The 15,755-nt window shown below is 38.8% G+C and carries 15 protein-coding genes; 4 read left to right on the top strand and 11 right to left on the bottom strand.

Annotation, left to right across the window (positions count from 1 at the left end; genetic code table 11):
* Positions 1 to 12 precede the first annotated feature (12 nt).
* From feoB to QKW49_RS23445, 9 genes are all read right to left on the bottom strand, one after another.
* Complete coding sequence (gene feoB / locus QKW49_RS23485; RefSeq protein WP_282865059.1) at positions 13 to 2,058, bottom strand: ferrous iron transport protein B; 2,046 nt, start codon at positions 2,056 to 2,058, stop codon at positions 13 to 15.
* A gap of 86 nt (positions 2,059 to 2,144) precedes the next feature.
* Complete coding sequence (locus tag QKW49_RS23480) at positions 2,145 to 2,369, bottom strand: ferrous iron transport protein A (protein ID WP_282865058.1); 225 nt, start codon at positions 2,367 to 2,369, stop codon at positions 2,145 to 2,147.
* A gap of 25 nt (positions 2,370 to 2,394) precedes the next feature.
* Entirely contained in the window at positions 2,395 to 2,613 is a 219-nt protein-coding gene (locus QKW49_RS23475) for a FeoA family protein (protein ID WP_282865057.1), read from the bottom strand.
* A 254-nt stretch (positions 2,614 to 2,867) separates the two neighbouring features.
* The gene (locus QKW49_RS23470; protein ID WP_282865056.1) at positions 2,868 to 3,836 is read right to left on the bottom strand and encodes an NAD(P)-dependent oxidoreductase; all 969 of its coding nucleotides are present in this window, start codon (positions 3,834 to 3,836) and stop codon (positions 2,868 to 2,870) included.
* 138 nt (positions 3,837 to 3,974) lie between these two features.
* Entirely contained in the window at positions 3,975 to 4,910 is a 936-nt protein-coding gene (locus tag QKW49_RS23465; RefSeq protein WP_282865055.1) for a hypothetical protein, read from the bottom strand.
* A gap of 199 nt (positions 4,911 to 5,109) precedes the next feature.
* Complete coding sequence (locus QKW49_RS23460; RefSeq protein ID WP_282865054.1) at positions 5,110 to 5,334, bottom strand: hypothetical protein; 225 nt, start codon at positions 5,332 to 5,334, stop codon at positions 5,110 to 5,112.
* 230 nt (positions 5,335 to 5,564) lie between these two features.
* Positions 5,565 to 6,017, bottom strand: coding sequence for a MarR family transcriptional regulator (locus tag QKW49_RS23455; RefSeq protein ID WP_282865053.1), 453 nt, complete (start codon positions 6,015 to 6,017; stop codon positions 5,565 to 5,567).
* Positions 6,018 to 6,161: 144 nt separating this feature from the next.
* A complete protein-coding gene (locus QKW49_RS23450; protein ID WP_282865052.1) occupies positions 6,162 to 7,301 on the bottom strand; it encodes an ABC transporter substrate-binding protein in 1,140 nt (379 codons plus the stop codon).
* Between the two features lies 1 nt (position 7,302).
* The gene (locus tag QKW49_RS23445; RefSeq protein WP_282865051.1) at positions 7,303 to 8,328 is read right to left on the bottom strand and encodes a methyltransferase; all 1,026 of its coding nucleotides are present in this window, start codon (positions 8,326 to 8,328) and stop codon (positions 7,303 to 7,305) included.
* 269 nt (positions 8,329 to 8,597) lie between these two features.
* Between QKW49_RS23445 and QKW49_RS23440 the strand changes: the two genes are divergently transcribed.
* The 4 genes from QKW49_RS23440 (at position 8,598) to QKW49_RS23425 (ending at position 12,721) form a co-directional block, all read left to right on the top strand.
* Positions 8,598 to 9,953, top strand: a complete 1,356-nt coding sequence (locus tag QKW49_RS23440) for an IS4 family transposase (RefSeq protein ID WP_282863409.1) — start codon at positions 8,598 to 8,600, stop codon at positions 9,951 to 9,953.
* A 317-nt stretch (positions 9,954 to 10,270) separates the two neighbouring features.
* Positions 10,271 to 11,617, top strand: a complete 1,347-nt coding sequence (locus QKW49_RS23435) for a transposase (RefSeq protein WP_349239048.1) — start codon at positions 10,271 to 10,273, stop codon at positions 11,615 to 11,617.
* Between the two features lie 164 nt (positions 11,618 to 11,781).
* Positions 11,782 to 12,069, top strand: a complete 288-nt coding sequence (locus QKW49_RS23430) for a hypothetical protein (protein WP_282865050.1) — start codon at positions 11,782 to 11,784, stop codon at positions 12,067 to 12,069.
* Between the two features lie 265 nt (positions 12,070 to 12,334).
* A complete protein-coding gene (locus QKW49_RS23425) occupies positions 12,335 to 12,721 on the top strand; it encodes a metal-dependent transcriptional regulator (protein WP_282865049.1) in 387 nt (128 codons plus the stop codon).
* Positions 12,722 to 12,844: 123 nt separating this feature from the next.
* Here QKW49_RS23425 and QKW49_RS23420 read toward each other — a convergent pair whose 3' ends face one another.
* Together QKW49_RS23420 and QKW49_RS23415 are read right to left on the bottom strand one after the other, a co-directional pair.
* Positions 12,845 to 14,218: an MATE family efflux transporter gene (locus tag QKW49_RS23420; protein ID WP_349239061.1), complete on the bottom strand. Its 1,374-nt coding sequence runs from the start codon at positions 14,216 to 14,218 to the stop codon at positions 12,845 to 12,847.
* Positions 14,219 to 14,433: 215 nt separating this feature from the next.
* On the bottom strand, positions 14,434 to 15,426 hold the full coding sequence (locus QKW49_RS23415) for an AraC family transcriptional regulator (protein ID WP_282865048.1): 993 nt from the start codon (positions 15,424 to 15,426) through the stop codon (positions 14,434 to 14,436).
* Between the last annotated feature and the right edge of the window lie 329 nt (positions 15,427 to 15,755).

Raw genomic sequence — 15,755 nt, 5'->3', positions numbered from 1 at the left:
TACCTTCTCTCTTTATTCTAATCCAATAAACTTGCCAACTTGAAAAATTAAAAAGGCAACAACCCAAGCTATTCCCGTCTGGTATCCCGTTGCAAATAATGTCCACTTCCATGAATTAAACTCTCTCTTCATCACACCTACTGCTGCAATACAAGGTACATACAGCAACGTAAACGCCATAAACGCATAAGCCCTAAGCGGTGTATACAAGTTTTTCAATGCCGTATGCAATTCCACCGAATCTTCTGCCACTTCTCCCAGGCCATGCAATATCCCCAGCGTAGCCACTACCACTTCCTTCGCAACTAATCCGGTTAGTAATGCAACCGATGATTTCCAATCGCCGAATCCAATAGGTGCAAATACCGGCGCAATCGCTCCCCCAATCATCCCAAAGATGCTTTGTGCCGGATCTTCAACCATCTGTAGAGAAAAATTAAACGTCTGACAAAACCAGATGACTACCGATGCCGCAAAAATAACAGTTCCGGCCTTTTTAATAAAACCTTTGGCGCGGTCTATCATATGAATGCCTATACCCTTAATTGTTGGAAAACGGTATGGAGGTAATTCCATGATAAAAGGTGCTGTTTCCCCTTTTAATACGGTTTTTTTGAGCAATATTCCGGATAATACCGCTACACCAATACCCAGCAAATATATTGAATAAATCACCAAGCTTTGATTCTTTGCAAAAAAAGCTGCCGTAAATAAGGCGTAAACCGGCAAACGTGCACCACAAGACATAAACGGTGTTAATATGATAGTTAATTTTCTATCTTTTTCATTTTCTAATGTCCTTGCAGCCATAATCCCGGGGACACTGCACCCAAATCCCATTACCATCGGTATAAATGATTTTCCGCTTAATCCAAGCTTTCTCAGCATCCTATCCATGATAAACGCTGCTCTGGCCATGTAACCGCTGTCTTCCAGAAGTGATAAAAAGAAGAACAAAATCATAATTTGAGGAACAAATACCAACATACTACCCATTCCGGCAATAATACCGTCAACCACTAAAGCATGAAGCCATTCTGCGGCCGCTGCAGATTCAAGCCATCCCGAAACAGCACCTGTTACCGTTTCATTGATAAAAACATCAACCCAATCGATGGTATACGACCCTGCCGCTCCAAATGTTACTTCAAAGATTACATACATTACCAATAGAAATATCGGTATTGCAAATATTCTATTGGTAACGATTTTATCGATTTTATCGGATAATGTCAGGGAGTTTTCCTTGTTTTTCTTTTGAGCAACACTTTCAACTATATTCCCGATATACTGATACCTGCTATCGGCAATGATGGTCTCAATATCATTATCAAATTCACTCTCCAGCTTTTCTATCAATGGCTTTATGTCTTGGCTGATTGTAACAGGAATCTGTATTTTTTCCTTGATCTTTTCATCACCCTCAAGCATCTTTAGCGCAAGCCACCTTTTAGTAAACCTGTCTCCCTTGGTATATTTGACAATGAGCTGCTGCACTTTTTTCAAGCAATCTTCAATTTTATTATCAAAAGCAATGTAATTGACAGCTGATTGGCCGGTTGCCGCAGTTTGGGCGATTTGCAGCGCTTCTGACACAACATCTTTAACACCTTCGCCTTTACTTGCCGATGTAGGTACTACCGGAACACCCAACATGCGAGACAGCTTCTCCATATCAATTCTATCGCCTTTAGCCACCACTTCATCCATCATATTTAACGCTACTACAACAGGCACACCCATCTCAATCAATTGCACCGTTAAATAAAGATTTCTTTCAATATTGGATCCATCCACAATATTGATCACTACATCGGGTTTTTCATCAATGATGTAGTCTCTTGCAATCACCTCTTCCATCGAATATGGAGATAAAGAATAAATACCCGGTAAGTCCACTACTTCGACATCTTCTTTGATGTTTTTCGCTTTGCCTTCTTTTTTTTCTACCGTAACACCCGGCCAGTTACCTACATACTGAGTGCTTCCGGTAATCGCGTTAAATAAGGTAGTTTTCCCACAATTTGGGTTACCGATCAACGCAAATTTGTAAGCCATTTGATGTCCCCTCTCTTTTGATATTGATATTCATTATCATTTACAGTTTTAAAAATTAGCTGTTTTTTCTATTTAAACAGCTTGTATTACTTAATAATGATATTTTCTGCTTCCTCTTTTCTGAAAGTGAGTTCATACCCCCTAATATTAACCTCAACCGGATCACCTAATGGCGCAACTTTTTTCACAACTACCTCTACTCCCTGTGTGATGCCCATATCCATCAGTCTTCTTTTCACGATCCCTCCACCTTTGATTTTTAACACAACGCCCTTTTGCCCTGGCTTCAATTCTTTTAATGTTTTTTCCATATATCCAAACCCTTTCATGTTATAGTTAAACAAGTTCTACATACAATTTCTGAGCAACTCCTTTATTAATTGCCAAACGGGTACCTTTAACAGATATTATTACATTTCCGCCGTTTTCAGATATCACTGAGATTTTTGTCCCCGGTATTATTCCTAATCCCTCCAAGAATTTTTTTGTTGTTTCTCTAGCATTACATATTTTAATAACGGCTTCCACTCCAAAGCTTAGCATAGTTAACGGCATAATAATACCTCCCATAATTTTCATACATTATTATATTACAGTTGATAATGGTTGTCAATATATATTGATAATCATTATCAACTGTTTGGCTATCTTTTTCTCTATTATGGGAAAATAAATGGACCATCCGAAACCACTGAAGAAGTGCTTCATCGGTCCGTCCCCATCCTTCACTCCTTCTAATGTGCTAAAACAGACTTTATCAGTGATCTCAGACCATCCCTATGCTTTTCTTTCAAACTCTATGACTGCGGTTATTTCTCTAAAACCTCAGGATTCAAAATGTTGCTTGCTTGATTACCATTATAATAATCGATAATATTCTTTGCAGCTTCAGCTGCCATATCTATTCTGGTTTCAATGGTTGCCGTTCCGATATGAGGAACGAGCACTACGTTATCCATATGCAGTAACTCTGCCGGAATAATAGGTTCTTTTTCAAAGACATCCAAACCGGCACCGGCAATTTCGCCTCTTTTGAGACAACTAATAAGGGCACTCTCATCCAACACCGGCCCCCGTGAAGTATTAATAATAACAGCAGATGGCTTCATGGTGCAAAATTCTTTTTCTCCAATCAGATGGTGTGTTTGCGCTGTTAAAGGAGTATGTACGGAGATTACATCTGACAGCTTGAGTAACTCATCCATAGGAGCATAAATTATTCCACAACTACGTTCGATTTGCTCCGTCAGCCTATTTCTATTAGTGTAAATAACTTTCATTCCTGAAGCTATAGCTCTTCGTGCAACAGCCATTCCTATCTTCCCCATACCGATAATCCCAAGAGTCTTTCCGTAAAGTATATGTCCAAGATTATCCATTAATCCCCATTTAATAGTTTTATCCTGCCTAACTTTTCGGTCATATTCTGCAATTCTCCTTATAAGGGATAACATAAGACCAAAAGCAAGCTCAGCTGTTGCTTCCGTCACTGCAGTCGGGGTGTTCGCCACAGCGACACCATGATCAGTAGCACATTTTACATCAATATGGTCGTATCCAGCTCCATGGCTGCTTACAATCCTAAGTTTTGTTGCCACATCCAACAATTTATTATCTATCTTAATACCCCAAGTTAGCAAACCATCGTATTCAGAAATAACACTTATCACTTCATCCAAATTTAACATCTGCTTATCGGGATATGTGACATCAAAATGTTGATATAATTCTTTCAATCCTTCTTTAGGAAATTGGTATGTTACAAGAACCTTTTTCATATTTGCCTCCTGCTGTCTTCAATAATAGTAATTCTGGTTCTAGTTCTAATAAAGTGCCAATGGGATGCGCGTCAGCAGGAACAGTTCTCACTGCTAACAGACACCAATGTTCTATATCGCGAACCGTCTCCATTGCCATTAAAAGTTTTCAATTATGCTGACGCGCTCTTTTTCCAAGTTTTCGAGTTTTAATTTAACTCTCAGCATATTATTTTGTATTTGCCCCATTAAACTTTCAACTTTATATATGGTTTGATTTACTTTGTCCTGCGCATCGTCAATTCGTGACTGTACGGCCCAGTCCACAAAAAATCCATCAAAAAAATAATCTGCAAAACCTAAGAAAGACCCAATCTCAATGTCGATATCAATACCTTCTCCGATATCCTGCAGTTCTCTATGAAACTTTCTCAGCAGTGATTGGACTTTGCTAATATCTTCTCTTGCCTCATCAATTTTCGTATGCTTAGCCATCGTTGCAATCAATCCCCCGCCAAGCATATCCCATGTTCCCCAATTACCCGCTGATTGAAGGCTGCTGTTAACTGCTTTTAATGAAATTTCCACTTCTCTTCCTGCCGCTAATGCTTCTTTTAACTCTTTTTCTTTAGATTTAAGTTCAGCATGTTGTTTAATCATTTCCTCAAGACGTTCCGATTCTATACGCATGGAGGATTGAATCAATTTTTCTTTATCCTGGATACACTGATGATATTGCTGACTCAAATCTCCGAAACGCTCAATATCTGCTCTTAATACATCTATTTCCCGTTCTATATTCCTAAGCTCACTACATGTTTCATCATATTTTAACTTAGCAGATAAAGCCTCTTGTTTCTCTTTCGCCACTACCTCTTCTTTGTCTCCTTTTATAATGTGAATAAAATTTATTAAAGAAATTTTCTCTAATTTTTCAACGTCCAACTCCTCTTTGTTCAACTGTTCTTTAAGCCGATCCCTTTTTTCCCACAGTTGTTTCTGTTGAACCCTTAACTGTTCCAACATACGCTGCAAGCGTTCTCTTTCTTTTAACTTAACCATCACATCCATTAGCCTTTGATTAACAGAATTCATAACACGCTCTCCTCCACCTTTGTATAAAATAAAGCATTTGCACCCTAAATAATTCCTATAGTATATTTGACGACGTGTGCTTTTAGCATACTCTATTAATAATATTACCACTATATGACTGCAAATCAATAAAAAAAGTTTCTTAGTTTAGGTAGAACAATAAAACATCTGCCCAATTCGGAGCTTGAAATCATGATAATTAAAGAGTGAGACAAGATGTTGATACACAAGCATTTATTTTTTCAAAGTCTAAAATTTTTGTGCAAAGCCGTTCCAAAAGTTTTTCACTGTGACTTACCAGCAGCACACCGATATTGCGCTCCTTAACAACTCCCATCATGACTTCCCATATCTGGACTTGAGTAATAGCATCCAGCATGGTAGTCATCTCATCAGCTACAATAAACCGCGTTTCCGGTGCCAAAGCACGAACAATGCAAAACAAAGCAGAAGGTTTCTGGTTGTTTTCGAAAACAGAGCGGAAATAAATTATACTGCACAGTTATGAGCTTCATTGAGACCTGTAAAAGAAAAAAGCTTTCTGTTCTACAATCAATAGAAAAAATATTCATGAACAGACCGGTCCAACTATAGACTGGTCTATTTATAGTCCTTTATTTTTTATAGGCTGAATAGTAACTTGCTTTCATCATATCAAAAATGGTTTTCTATTAGCCTGTTTGCATGCATCAAAAATTCCTGTATGATGCGCAAATCTGTTTCCTTTAGGCCTTCAAGATAAGCAAACAAGGGACGGTCGAATTTCTGGTGATACTCATCATGCAATACATAAGCTCGTTTTCCCTGTTCTGTAAGAAAAAGGCATAGGCGTTTCTTATCCTCAATATCTTCCCTCTTTACAAGAAAACCCCGTTCTTCCAGCTTTCTAACAGTTTTTGCCACCACAGCCCGGGTTATATTAAAACTGCGCGCCATTTCGGATATGAATATGCCGGGATGATCACCTACCATCTTAAGCATATGGATTTCGCCCCTGTAAAAAGTCATGTCCTCCGAACCGAAATCCAGTACATTGGTTTTTCCGTTGGCAATTTGCTCGGTCAGTTTAATAAAGTCATTGATAACAAGGTTGGATAACTCGCTCATATCATGAACCTCCGGATTTTTGTTTTGCTTGGATTATACCATATCCTTAAAACTGCCTCAATATCATCAAACAAATATTATCCCGTCCTTATTCTCCACTTGTTCTGTGAGCTAAATCGGGGTTTACCGCATTGTCCTAACCATCTACTTTAACGCCTTGCGTGGACTTAAGACTGTATCCACAAGCTGGTTATCCAAATCGATATTGTACATTCTATCATAATAGTCCTTTAACAATGATGAAAACTCGTCTTCGCTCATAATCTGCGGATAGCTTTTACTAATCAGCCAAAGTGGCATGAGCGGAGAATCGGAACAAGGTGCGCCCCATGAATAAACCGCCTGCGGGATATCATAAATCGTCTCGTTTTTATAGGCCGTGAGAAGCGACCAGTCCTGCCCCTGGATTTGATTGCGCCGCATCATAGAGGCAGTACTTCCGATAAAAACATAAATCAAATCCGGATCCCACAGATAGAGCTGTTCCATGCTGACTTCCGCCTGTCCGGTTACCTCCGCCGCTACATTGATGAGCCCACTTTTTTCAAACCATGTGTCTGCATAGGTTTTGCTGCCGTAAACTGTGATGCTTCCTCCTGTATTACTGAAAAGGAAAAGAGCAGTTTTCTTTTCTCCGTTATATGTACCTAAAACATTTTGTGCCTTTTGATTGGAATTTTTCCATTCACTTTCAAGCGAGGCTTTTCCGTTAACATCAAAAATTTGACGCATCAGATTATCCCATGCTATGGTGACGGTTTCTGCATTATTTTCCCCGGGCATCATAAAATCCACTATCGGAATTTCGAACTTCTCAATCCCACCTTTTTGAGCAGCACCATAATAAAACACGATATCGGGATGAAGATTTAATAGTTCCTCCGTATTGGTTACAAAGCCCTGGTTGACAAATGCAGTTTCGACATTGCTCCAATTAGGAAAAAGCTTGCTGATAATTTCCGCATTCGCCGTTGTAAAAGCTCTTGCATTAACACCTACGATCATATCGGTATCAGGGATAACCCCTAGCAGTACCGATGTTGTGGGAGGCGAGATAATAACCACACGCTTGATTTCTTCGACAGGCGGCAGTATGACGGTGTTACCACCCAGATCGGTAATGGTTCTTGCATGGCTTTTATTTCCCGAAATAGTATCGGACTCCTGTACTGCTATGGGCTCCGGTTTCTCCGGAACGGATGTTTTTTGACTGCAGCCTGCGAGCGGCAGTACTAATGCAACAAATAGAATAGATGCTGTTATTTTCCCCAATAGTTCTTTCATATCACATATCCTCCTTTTTCTGTTTACAATAAAACTCTCCCTGCAAGCTGTTGAAAGCACCGCCGACTTCATCATGCTGCACCCGCCGGAATCCTTGCTTCTCTAATCCTTCATCTATGGTTTTTTTTGTTAAAAGAATGTCCAAACCGTCCAAGTGCCCGGATAGCCACCCCAAAATACTTTCAGCAGGGAATTGGTAATCTTCGCTGACATTATGGGTTACAATATAAAGATATCCGTCCGGTGTTAAGCCATCATACAGCTTTTCCATAAGACTATCCAGATTATCCTTTGCAAAATCCAAAATACCTGAAGCGATAATCAGATCATAAGTGTCCCCGATATCATCTTTATTAAAATCACCGGTGAGAACGCTCACCTGCTCCGAAAGCCCGTATTCCTCTACAAGCCGGCGAGGCAGATCGGCTACACTAGGGTGTTCAAAAATAACACCTGCACATCCGGAATAGGTGCGAACCAGTTCCATCCCCAGAATTCCCGAACCGCCGCCAAGATCCAGTATTTTCTTCGGAGATATATGTACAAACAACTGCCGAACCGCCGCAATAAGCGATTGGACCCGACCCGTATACATTTCAGGTACACTGACACGTGCCGCCTCATAAAAATCATATGCTGCAACACCGCTATTACTTTTATAAATACTTTTATTCGGCCCCTTCCGCACTTGCGCATCCAAATTCTTAAGTGACATCATATGCTCGCGGAACAAGATACATTCACCCAAGTATACCGGACTGTTTTTGTTTAAAAACTCATTACTCTGAGGGGTGTTGCGGTAGGCATTTCCCTTTTTTTCAAGCATGCCTATACACGCAAGGGCGTTGAGATAAAAGGCCAGGCCACGTTCATCAAATCCCGTTTTCCCGGCAACTTCCCCGGGTGCAGTCCAATCCTCGAGATAGGAAAACACATCCAGACGCAGTGCGGATAAGAGAAGTTCTGCCTCCCTTTTTTGATGGAGAAGTTTATAATATAATTTAGGGTTGTTTTGAGGTTGATACAATATCCCACTTCCTTTCTTAAAAGTTAGCGTATTCTAACTTTATTCGTATGCCTAGTATACAACAATAGCATTCGTATGTCAAGCATACAAAAATAACATAATATCGACCTAAGATGTCTCGCTTTAATCATTCCAAGTCGATTAAATATATATAACGCATTCATACGCGTTAAGCTAAGCCATGTTATGGTAAACCAATAATTACATTTGCAAAAAAGAAAAAAACATGAGAACCTCAAAGTAATAGAGAAATGAAAGGTGAGGTTCCCATGTTTCAAGTTCCCATATCACTAATTATAAGCTTTATTTGCTTTTTAGGAAAGACAAAAATACTGGAAATTTCTAAGGACACAGGGTTTACGGTGCGCCGCTCTAAGCTGCTGCCAGATACTATAGTAAAAGTATTTACATTCGGCTTATGGGACACCCCTAATCCATCCTTACGTCAAACTGCTTCTAAATGCGAAAATATTCAACGCGGACTTAGTATAACACGCGAAGGACTTTTTCAACGTTTGGCTACAAGTGCTTTATTGCTAAAACAAGTATTCCAGTCAGCAGTTGAGTATTCTGCCAAGAGAGCAATAACTGTCCAGAATCTCGATGTGCTCCAAGCTTTTACTGATGTAAAAATATGTGATAGCTCTAAAGTTACTCTTCCGGACAAATTAGCAGATGTCTGGAAAGGTCTTGGTGGCAATAATGCAAAAGCTGCTCTAAAAATCCAGACTATATATAGCCTTAAGTCCAGAACTATCACAAATATGGAGTTGACAAAGGCGCCTGGTCCAGATGCCGGCTATAAAGATGAACTTCTAAAACACATTCATCATGGTGAGCTGTTAATTACTGACTTAGGATATTACAGTAAAGATTTGTTTAGGAAAATAATATCCAAAGGTGCATATTTTCTTAGCCGAATTAAATCAAATACTGTTTTTCAAATACAAAATTCTGACACTAAATCTTTTAAAGCCTTAGACCTTTTAAGTGTTTTAAAAAACAGCTCCAGTGTTGATATAGATGTATACTTTGGCACCAAGTATTCTAAATTACTACAATGTCGGCTGATTGGTGTACGTTTACCTGATGAAGTCGCTAATGAACGTAGGCGCAAAGCAAATAAAAAAGCAAAGTCACAAGGCAAAACACTGAGTGACTATGACTTAGAGTTATTAGGATGGAACCTTCTAATTACTAACGCCCCAGCACATATGCTTACTCCAAAGGCAGCCTGTGAATTGTACAGAGCTAGATGGCAGATAGAGCTTTTATTTAAGGCTTGCAAAAGCTATCTAAACCTTGGCAAAGTAGGCAACTGTGGTAAAGAGCAATTAGAGTGTCTTCTATATGGAAGGTTAATTGCCATTATACTAATTTTCACAGTCTACTCAGCACTGTATGCCCTCATGTACCAACAAAAAAACAGATGCATTAGTATGATGTCGTTTATCAAACTAATTGCGACAAAGGTGGAAAAAATATTTTCAAGCCTTTATGCAACCACTGAAGCAATATCGGAACTGCGACTGATTCTTAAAAGAGCGGCCGAACAAAGCTTACATGATAAACGTAATCGCAAAACCACGGTTGAGCGATTGCAGGAACACTATTTGCTCAATTAAATTGGTAAAAAATAGCTTAACTTAACGCGTATGATAACGCATTAAAGAAATTACAGTAACGGTAGGTTTGAGGTGGTGTATGTTTCCGGAAGAGACCGTCCACTGTTTGAACGAAGTGAGTTTGGGCGCGTCTCTGAAGAACACATACACCACCTCAAACCTACCGTTTACCAATGTAAAAACTTTAATGCGTTATATACTATAGTTTTGCACTTTTTAAATTACATGCATCAATTACCAGCATAAAAGCACAATAAAATAGGAATATAGATATTGCAGGGCACCGGCCCAATCCCTTAAAAAGGAGCGATTCTGCAATGACTATCTACATTCCTATGGAAATAATCCAGTTACTATTATTTCCAAAAGAATGCTTTAAATGCATAAAAACTTATAATTATTTTATTTGCTATATATGGTGCCTACTTGTGGTTCCAGGCAAGAAAACTACCAGAAAGCTGTATCGGCATTGCTTTTTCTTTCGTAAAGACGTATCTAGTTGGTGTAGGTTCTTTACGGAGTATAAATGGGATTATACAGAAGTTATAAGAAAAATGTTTTTGCTGCTTCTGAACTTGTTCCCAAATGAACTCATGGTACATGGTAAGATTCAAGCCTGCTTTGATACTACTTTGAATGCAAAAGATTCTAAGAAAGTAATCGGCATTCAAAAATGGGATAACCACAGCGGTAATGCTGATGCTGGTGAATATATTATAGGACATCACTGGGGAGTACTTGGTATTACAGGCTTTTTCAAAAACCAATATATTAGCTTCCTTATTTCCTTTAAACTCGTTACAGGAAAGCTTGCAAAGAGCCAATGGAAATGTAATCAATCAGGCCAAGCAGAACCATTAAAAATCTGGGATGTTGCACATGCTCAAATACTCCAGTTAAATCAATGGGTATTACAAAGCGGTCATAAACTACGTACCGTAGAAGATGCATACTTTGCAAACAAACCTTTTATTCAGCCATTGCTTGACCAAGGCATTGATGTTGTTACTAAATTAAGAGCTGATGCTGTAGCACGTTTAGACCCTGAACCGCAATCGCAGAAAAAAAGGGGTCGTAAGCCCAAATATGGCAAACAAATTAAAGTTCGTGAACTTTGGAATCTTACCGAACATGAAATTGTTACTGTACAGCTTTACGGCAAAATTCAAACTATAGAAATTGCTGTAGCCGATGTTTGCATGCTCAAGTTATCCAAAAAGGTTCGTACGGTAGTGCTCCATACTAATAAAGGTAAGCTAATGGCATTAATCAGTACAGATACAACCCTCACTGCTGCCCAGATTATTGAAATATACGGTTCCCGTTTTTCAATAGAATTGGCAATACGCGATGTTAAGCAGTATCTCGGTTTTGGAGAATACCAACACCACAGCTTATTACCTGTATTACGATTTTTACACACTGTTGGTATCGCCTATAATATTGGTAAAATTGTACTTATAAAGTATGGCAAGTGCAAATGGTTAAATATTACTTCCGATACAGGGGATACCCCTTGGGTATCAGAGTTAAGTTTTTCCAAGCTACGGTATTGTTTGAGAAAGTATGCCTTGGGAAAACTTGTATTCGCTGATTCCGCACCAGAAGCGGAACAGCATGAAATTGTCTTGGATAAAGATGCTATCGTGGACTTCGTTGCATAATGCACAGTGGGTTTTTATGGTAACACATTTACCCAAGAGTTTTCTGCAAAACTATAGTTATATATAGTATTGTCTTTATAGATATTTATACAGACAATATGCTTGATAGAATTATCACATCTCTTTTATGCTTCACAAAATTTCTTCCTCCTGGAGCTCTCCGTATGCTACCAAAGGAGTTTTTTGCCCAACTGATAGAGAAACCGTCATATATAGAACCGCTCCACAACATTCTGCTTTATAACATCTTACTGCCATATCCGTCAGCACCTCCAGGCTTTTCAGAATGGACAATACATCTTTCTTATATTCCTCTACTTCTTGGGCATCCCATAAACCGCATGGGTAAGCTTAATGTGATCACAAATACCAAAGAAAGTCCGGCTAATTTTAGCGTTGCCGGAAGACATCGTCCGATTTCCCCTATTACAGTTCGTAAAGGCTTGGTATAACTGAATCGGTTTCAGAATTTATAAAAAAAGACAGGAGAATGCCAAAAAATGCCTAACTTTTCCGAAATCAACCATGGATATGTTTCTTATGTTCAAAATCTTTATTTTTGTGTAATTGTAGGGTATAATAAGCATGTTGGAAGTGCATAACTCTTTTGCGGGTATTTATATTTTTTAGTAATGAATACCCTTTAAACATATATCATAAATAAGAAGACGGTTATCGGAGTATATCATTCTCCAACCGCTATATGGAGGAAAAACAATGGAAAGTCTTACATTTACAATGGAAAATTATCTTGAAGCAATCTATGAACTGTCACTAGACGGCAAAGGTGCCAGGGTATCGGATATCGCCGACAGGCTTGGCGTTACAAAGGCAAGCACTAACAGTGCCATGTCCACACTTTCGGACAAAGGCTTAATTGTTAATGAAAAATATAAAGAGGTATTCCTTACCCCTGCCGGCTTAAAGCTTGCTCAGTTTATTTCAAAAAAACATCATGTTATATATGCATTTTTAACAAATGTTCTACATATAGACCCGTCTATTGCCGACAAGGATGCTTGTGCAATCGAGCATGTAATCAGCAGTGATTCCATTTATGCCATGCAGGCGTTTTTGCAGTCAAGTAAAGAATCCCCGGAATGAAAGATTCTCTGAAATGAGAATCTAAAAAACCTAAGTAAGTTCCGGCAGCAGCAAACGGCTGTGTCCGCCTGAACTTGTCATAGCAATATAAGCGGGCGGATGGAGTCGTCCGCCCCTTGCAAGCTATATTTTCACTTGGTTTTTCCTAAGAATGTTAAACTCTTTTCTTACCAATACGAAAACCCATATACTTATCACCACATCAATCAGGAAAGTGCCGTAATACACCCATTGTATGCCGAAAAATCTCGGGAGTATCAGCATTACCGGCACATAGAAAATCAATTGCCGCACAATCCCTATCATCGCTGCCGGTTTTCCTTTGTTAATCGCCGGATAGAATGTCATCGACATAAATATAATAGGCAAAACAGGCAGCAGTGCCATGTTGGTTCTAAAGTAAAGCAGGCTGGTCGAATCAAATATCTTATTTGTGAACATTAGGCCTAATACCGCTTCAGGCATAAACATTGCGACTACCCAAAATGGCAGCATCATTATCGTACTGCCTACGGCAAATATTTTAAAACTGCGAATGACACGAAGGTTATTTTTTGCACCATAATTAATACCGATCACCGGCTGGAGCGCCCTCATCAGTCCGAATATAGGTGTCAGCAGCAGCGTAAAGATTCTGAATATTGCACCGTAAAGTGCCAAATCGTAGGTACTCCCGTATCTGGCCAAAGCATTGAAAACAACCACCGCTTGCACAAGACTCATAATGGTCATAATCAAAGACGGTATCCCCATCGAAAATATATCTTTGATGATTTTCTTATCCTTAAACAACTTAAAAGGATGTGCTTCAAAAGATGCTTTTCCTTTTGCAAAATATATAAGATCTGCAATTGTATAAACAGCCATCCCGATATTGGTGCCCCAAGCTGCTCCTGCAACCCCCATATCCATGAGTACAATCAAAATATAATTTGCTATAATATTCACTGCAAGTCCGACACCCATGATCACCGCGGCTGATTTCATTCTTCCTTCGGCACGGACTATCATGTTTCCGGCCAAACCATAAATCCAGAATAGTGAACCGATTGCTGTTATTTGAAAATATGTTTTTCCAATACTTAATGTATCACCGGTACCTCCCATTACTTTTACTAAAGGAGTTGCCAATAATAGTGCCAGTACCGTATAGATAATGGTGATAATAATAGATAGATAATTCACATTTCCCAATATCTTTTTCTGAGTCTCCTGATCTTTTGCTCCTAAAGCAATACTTAAGGCAGATCCTGCTCCAACCCCGATCAGCGAACCCAGACCAAGTGTTACCTGTGATAATGGATATGCCAATGAAACACCTGCCAAAGCTGTCTCTCCAACAAATATACCGACAAAAATTGCATCAAACACCGAATTAAGCCCATAGAGTACCATCGCTATGACCGCCGGCCACGAAATACTAAACATAACCTTCCATAAATTCTCCGAAAGAATCATTTGTTTTTGCTTGTCTTTTTCAGTGAATCTTGCCCCCAATATGATCACTCCTTATTAGTCATTTCATCATCTTGATTTTCCCTTTGGAAGGGATGAAGAAACTAGTTTTTTATTGATATTGATTCTCATAATCATATAACAAGAAAATAATAGCTCATTTCTACTGCTTTCTTCTACGCCAAAAGGGATAATATCTATGGCAAAAAGTATTTTAGGAACAGCGAAGCCTTTTCTCCGCTGTTCCTAAAACAATGCTATAAACTTTTAATGTATTCCGAAGGATTTATCCCGTATTTCTTCTTGAATTTTTCAGCAAAATGGCTTGCATCATTATAACCTACAAACAATGCGGCTTCTGTAACTTTGAGTCTTTTATCCTCTATCAAAAACCGTGCCATTTCCAATCTTTTGTCAATCACATACGCATGAACAGGTATTCCGAATAATTCCTTAAAACCTTTTTTTAGCTTATACTCGTTCAAGCATACCCTCCGTGCTAAACCTGCCAGCGTAGGGGGAGATACAATATCTTCGTCCAATACCATTTTCGCTTTATATAGTGCCTCCATATCGTACGAAGAAAGTTTAACCGCCGAATTCCCCGCTCCGTTTTCATTAACCATCTCATCCATATACACTGCAATCAACTCCAGTATCTTTCCTTCAAGATATACCCTTTTTAGGCTATGCCGGTAGCGGCACCGGATGATGTCATTAAGTATAATGCCAATGGAAGAAGTAAACTTTTTCTTGAATAAAAGATTATTTTTATTGAATTGCTCAATAATGCGGTATTCTTTCCCTGTACTATTTATCAAACTCATTAATAATTCAATATCCAATTTTACATTAAGGCCTAGAAAACGCTGTCCCGAATTGTAGCTGCATATGCCGCTGACCTCATATCCGTTGCACATATAGCTTTCTCCACGTTTCATTTCCAGTTCTTTCTTATTCATATCTAATTTCCAACTGAACCTTTCCCCTAGACAAAAAGCAAGCCAAAGCATGGAGCTGTCATGCCTTCCTCCCATTGTCATTTTTTGATAAAAAGTCATATCACATATTGATATTTCCATTGAAGGCTTGATAACAATTCTCCGACAGTAGCCTTTTCCAAATTGTTGAGGAAGTTCCATTTCATTTTGAAACGAGCTGGATTTGTATATACTGTTAAGACTGTTACATACAGGACAGTTTTTATTTTCCGGGTTAAAGACTTCACAACTCTGAAATATATGATCCATCAGCAACACCACCACTCCTTAAATATCGGCAATAGTTATTTAATATCCTCTCTTTAAGCGATATCTATAAAGCACCTCATCAATAGCATTAGAGAAATCATTTGTCATATAGTTATCACAACACTGTATTTTCGCCGCAATAAATGTTAGATGTATCTAACATTTATTGTATTATATCATATCCTCCCTATAAAATGCTATTATAATTTTCAAAAATTATAGTTGAAAAACGAAATCATTATACTGCCGGCTTTCCGGCATACCGGTAGTGTTCAAGTAGCTATTTTATCCCGAAAAAGCCATAAGCGTACTTTGCGGGTCATAAGGTT

It is taken from the genome of Petroclostridium sp. X23 (assembly GCF_030013905.1).
GTDB lineage: Bacteria > Bacillota > Clostridia > SK-Y3 > SK-Y3 > X23.
Note: the sequence above shows the minus strand (reverse complement) of the source record. Positions and strands in the feature narration are given on the sequence as shown.

Coding starts and splice junctions, on each gene's coding strand:
- feoB (WP_282865059.1), bottom strand. CDS start 2,058: ATGGCTTACAAATTTGCGTTGATCGGTAACCCAAATTGTGGGAAAACT.
- QKW49_RS23480 (WP_282865058.1), bottom strand. CDS start 2,369: ATGGAAAAAACATTAAAAGAATTGAAGCCAGGGCAAAAGGGCGTTGTG.
- QKW49_RS23475 (WP_282865057.1), bottom strand. CDS start 2,613: ATGCCGTTAACTATGCTAAGCTTTGGAGTGGAAGCCGTTATTAAAATA.
- QKW49_RS23470 (WP_282865056.1), bottom strand. CDS start 3,836: ATGAAAAAGGTTCTTGTAACATACCAATTTCCTAAAGAAGGATTGAAA.
- QKW49_RS23465 (WP_282865055.1), bottom strand. CDS start 4,910: ATGAATTCTGTTAATCAAAGGCTAATGGATGTGATGGTTAAGTTAAAA.
- QKW49_RS23455 (WP_282865053.1), bottom strand. CDS start 6,017: ATGAGCGAGTTATCCAACCTTGTTATCAATGACTTTATTAAACTGACC.
- QKW49_RS23450 (WP_282865052.1), bottom strand. CDS start 7,301: ATGAAAGAACTATTGGGGAAAATAACAGCATCTATTCTATTTGTTGCA.
- QKW49_RS23440 (WP_282863409.1), top strand. CDS start 8,598: ATGTTTCAAGTTCCCATATCACTAATTATAAGCTTTATTTGCTTTTTA.
- QKW49_RS23435 (WP_349239048.1), top strand. CDS start 10,271: ATGACTATCTACATTCCTATGGAAATAATCCAGTTACTATTATTTCCA.
- QKW49_RS23430 (WP_282865050.1), top strand. CDS start 11,782: ATGCTACCAAAGGAGTTTTTTGCCCAACTGATAGAGAAACCGTCATAT.
- QKW49_RS23425 (WP_282865049.1), top strand. CDS start 12,335: ATGGAAAGTCTTACATTTACAATGGAAAATTATCTTGAAGCAATCTAT.
- QKW49_RS23415 (WP_282865048.1), bottom strand. CDS start 15,426: ATGGATCATATATTTCAGAGTTGTGAAGTCTTTAACCCGGAAAATAAA.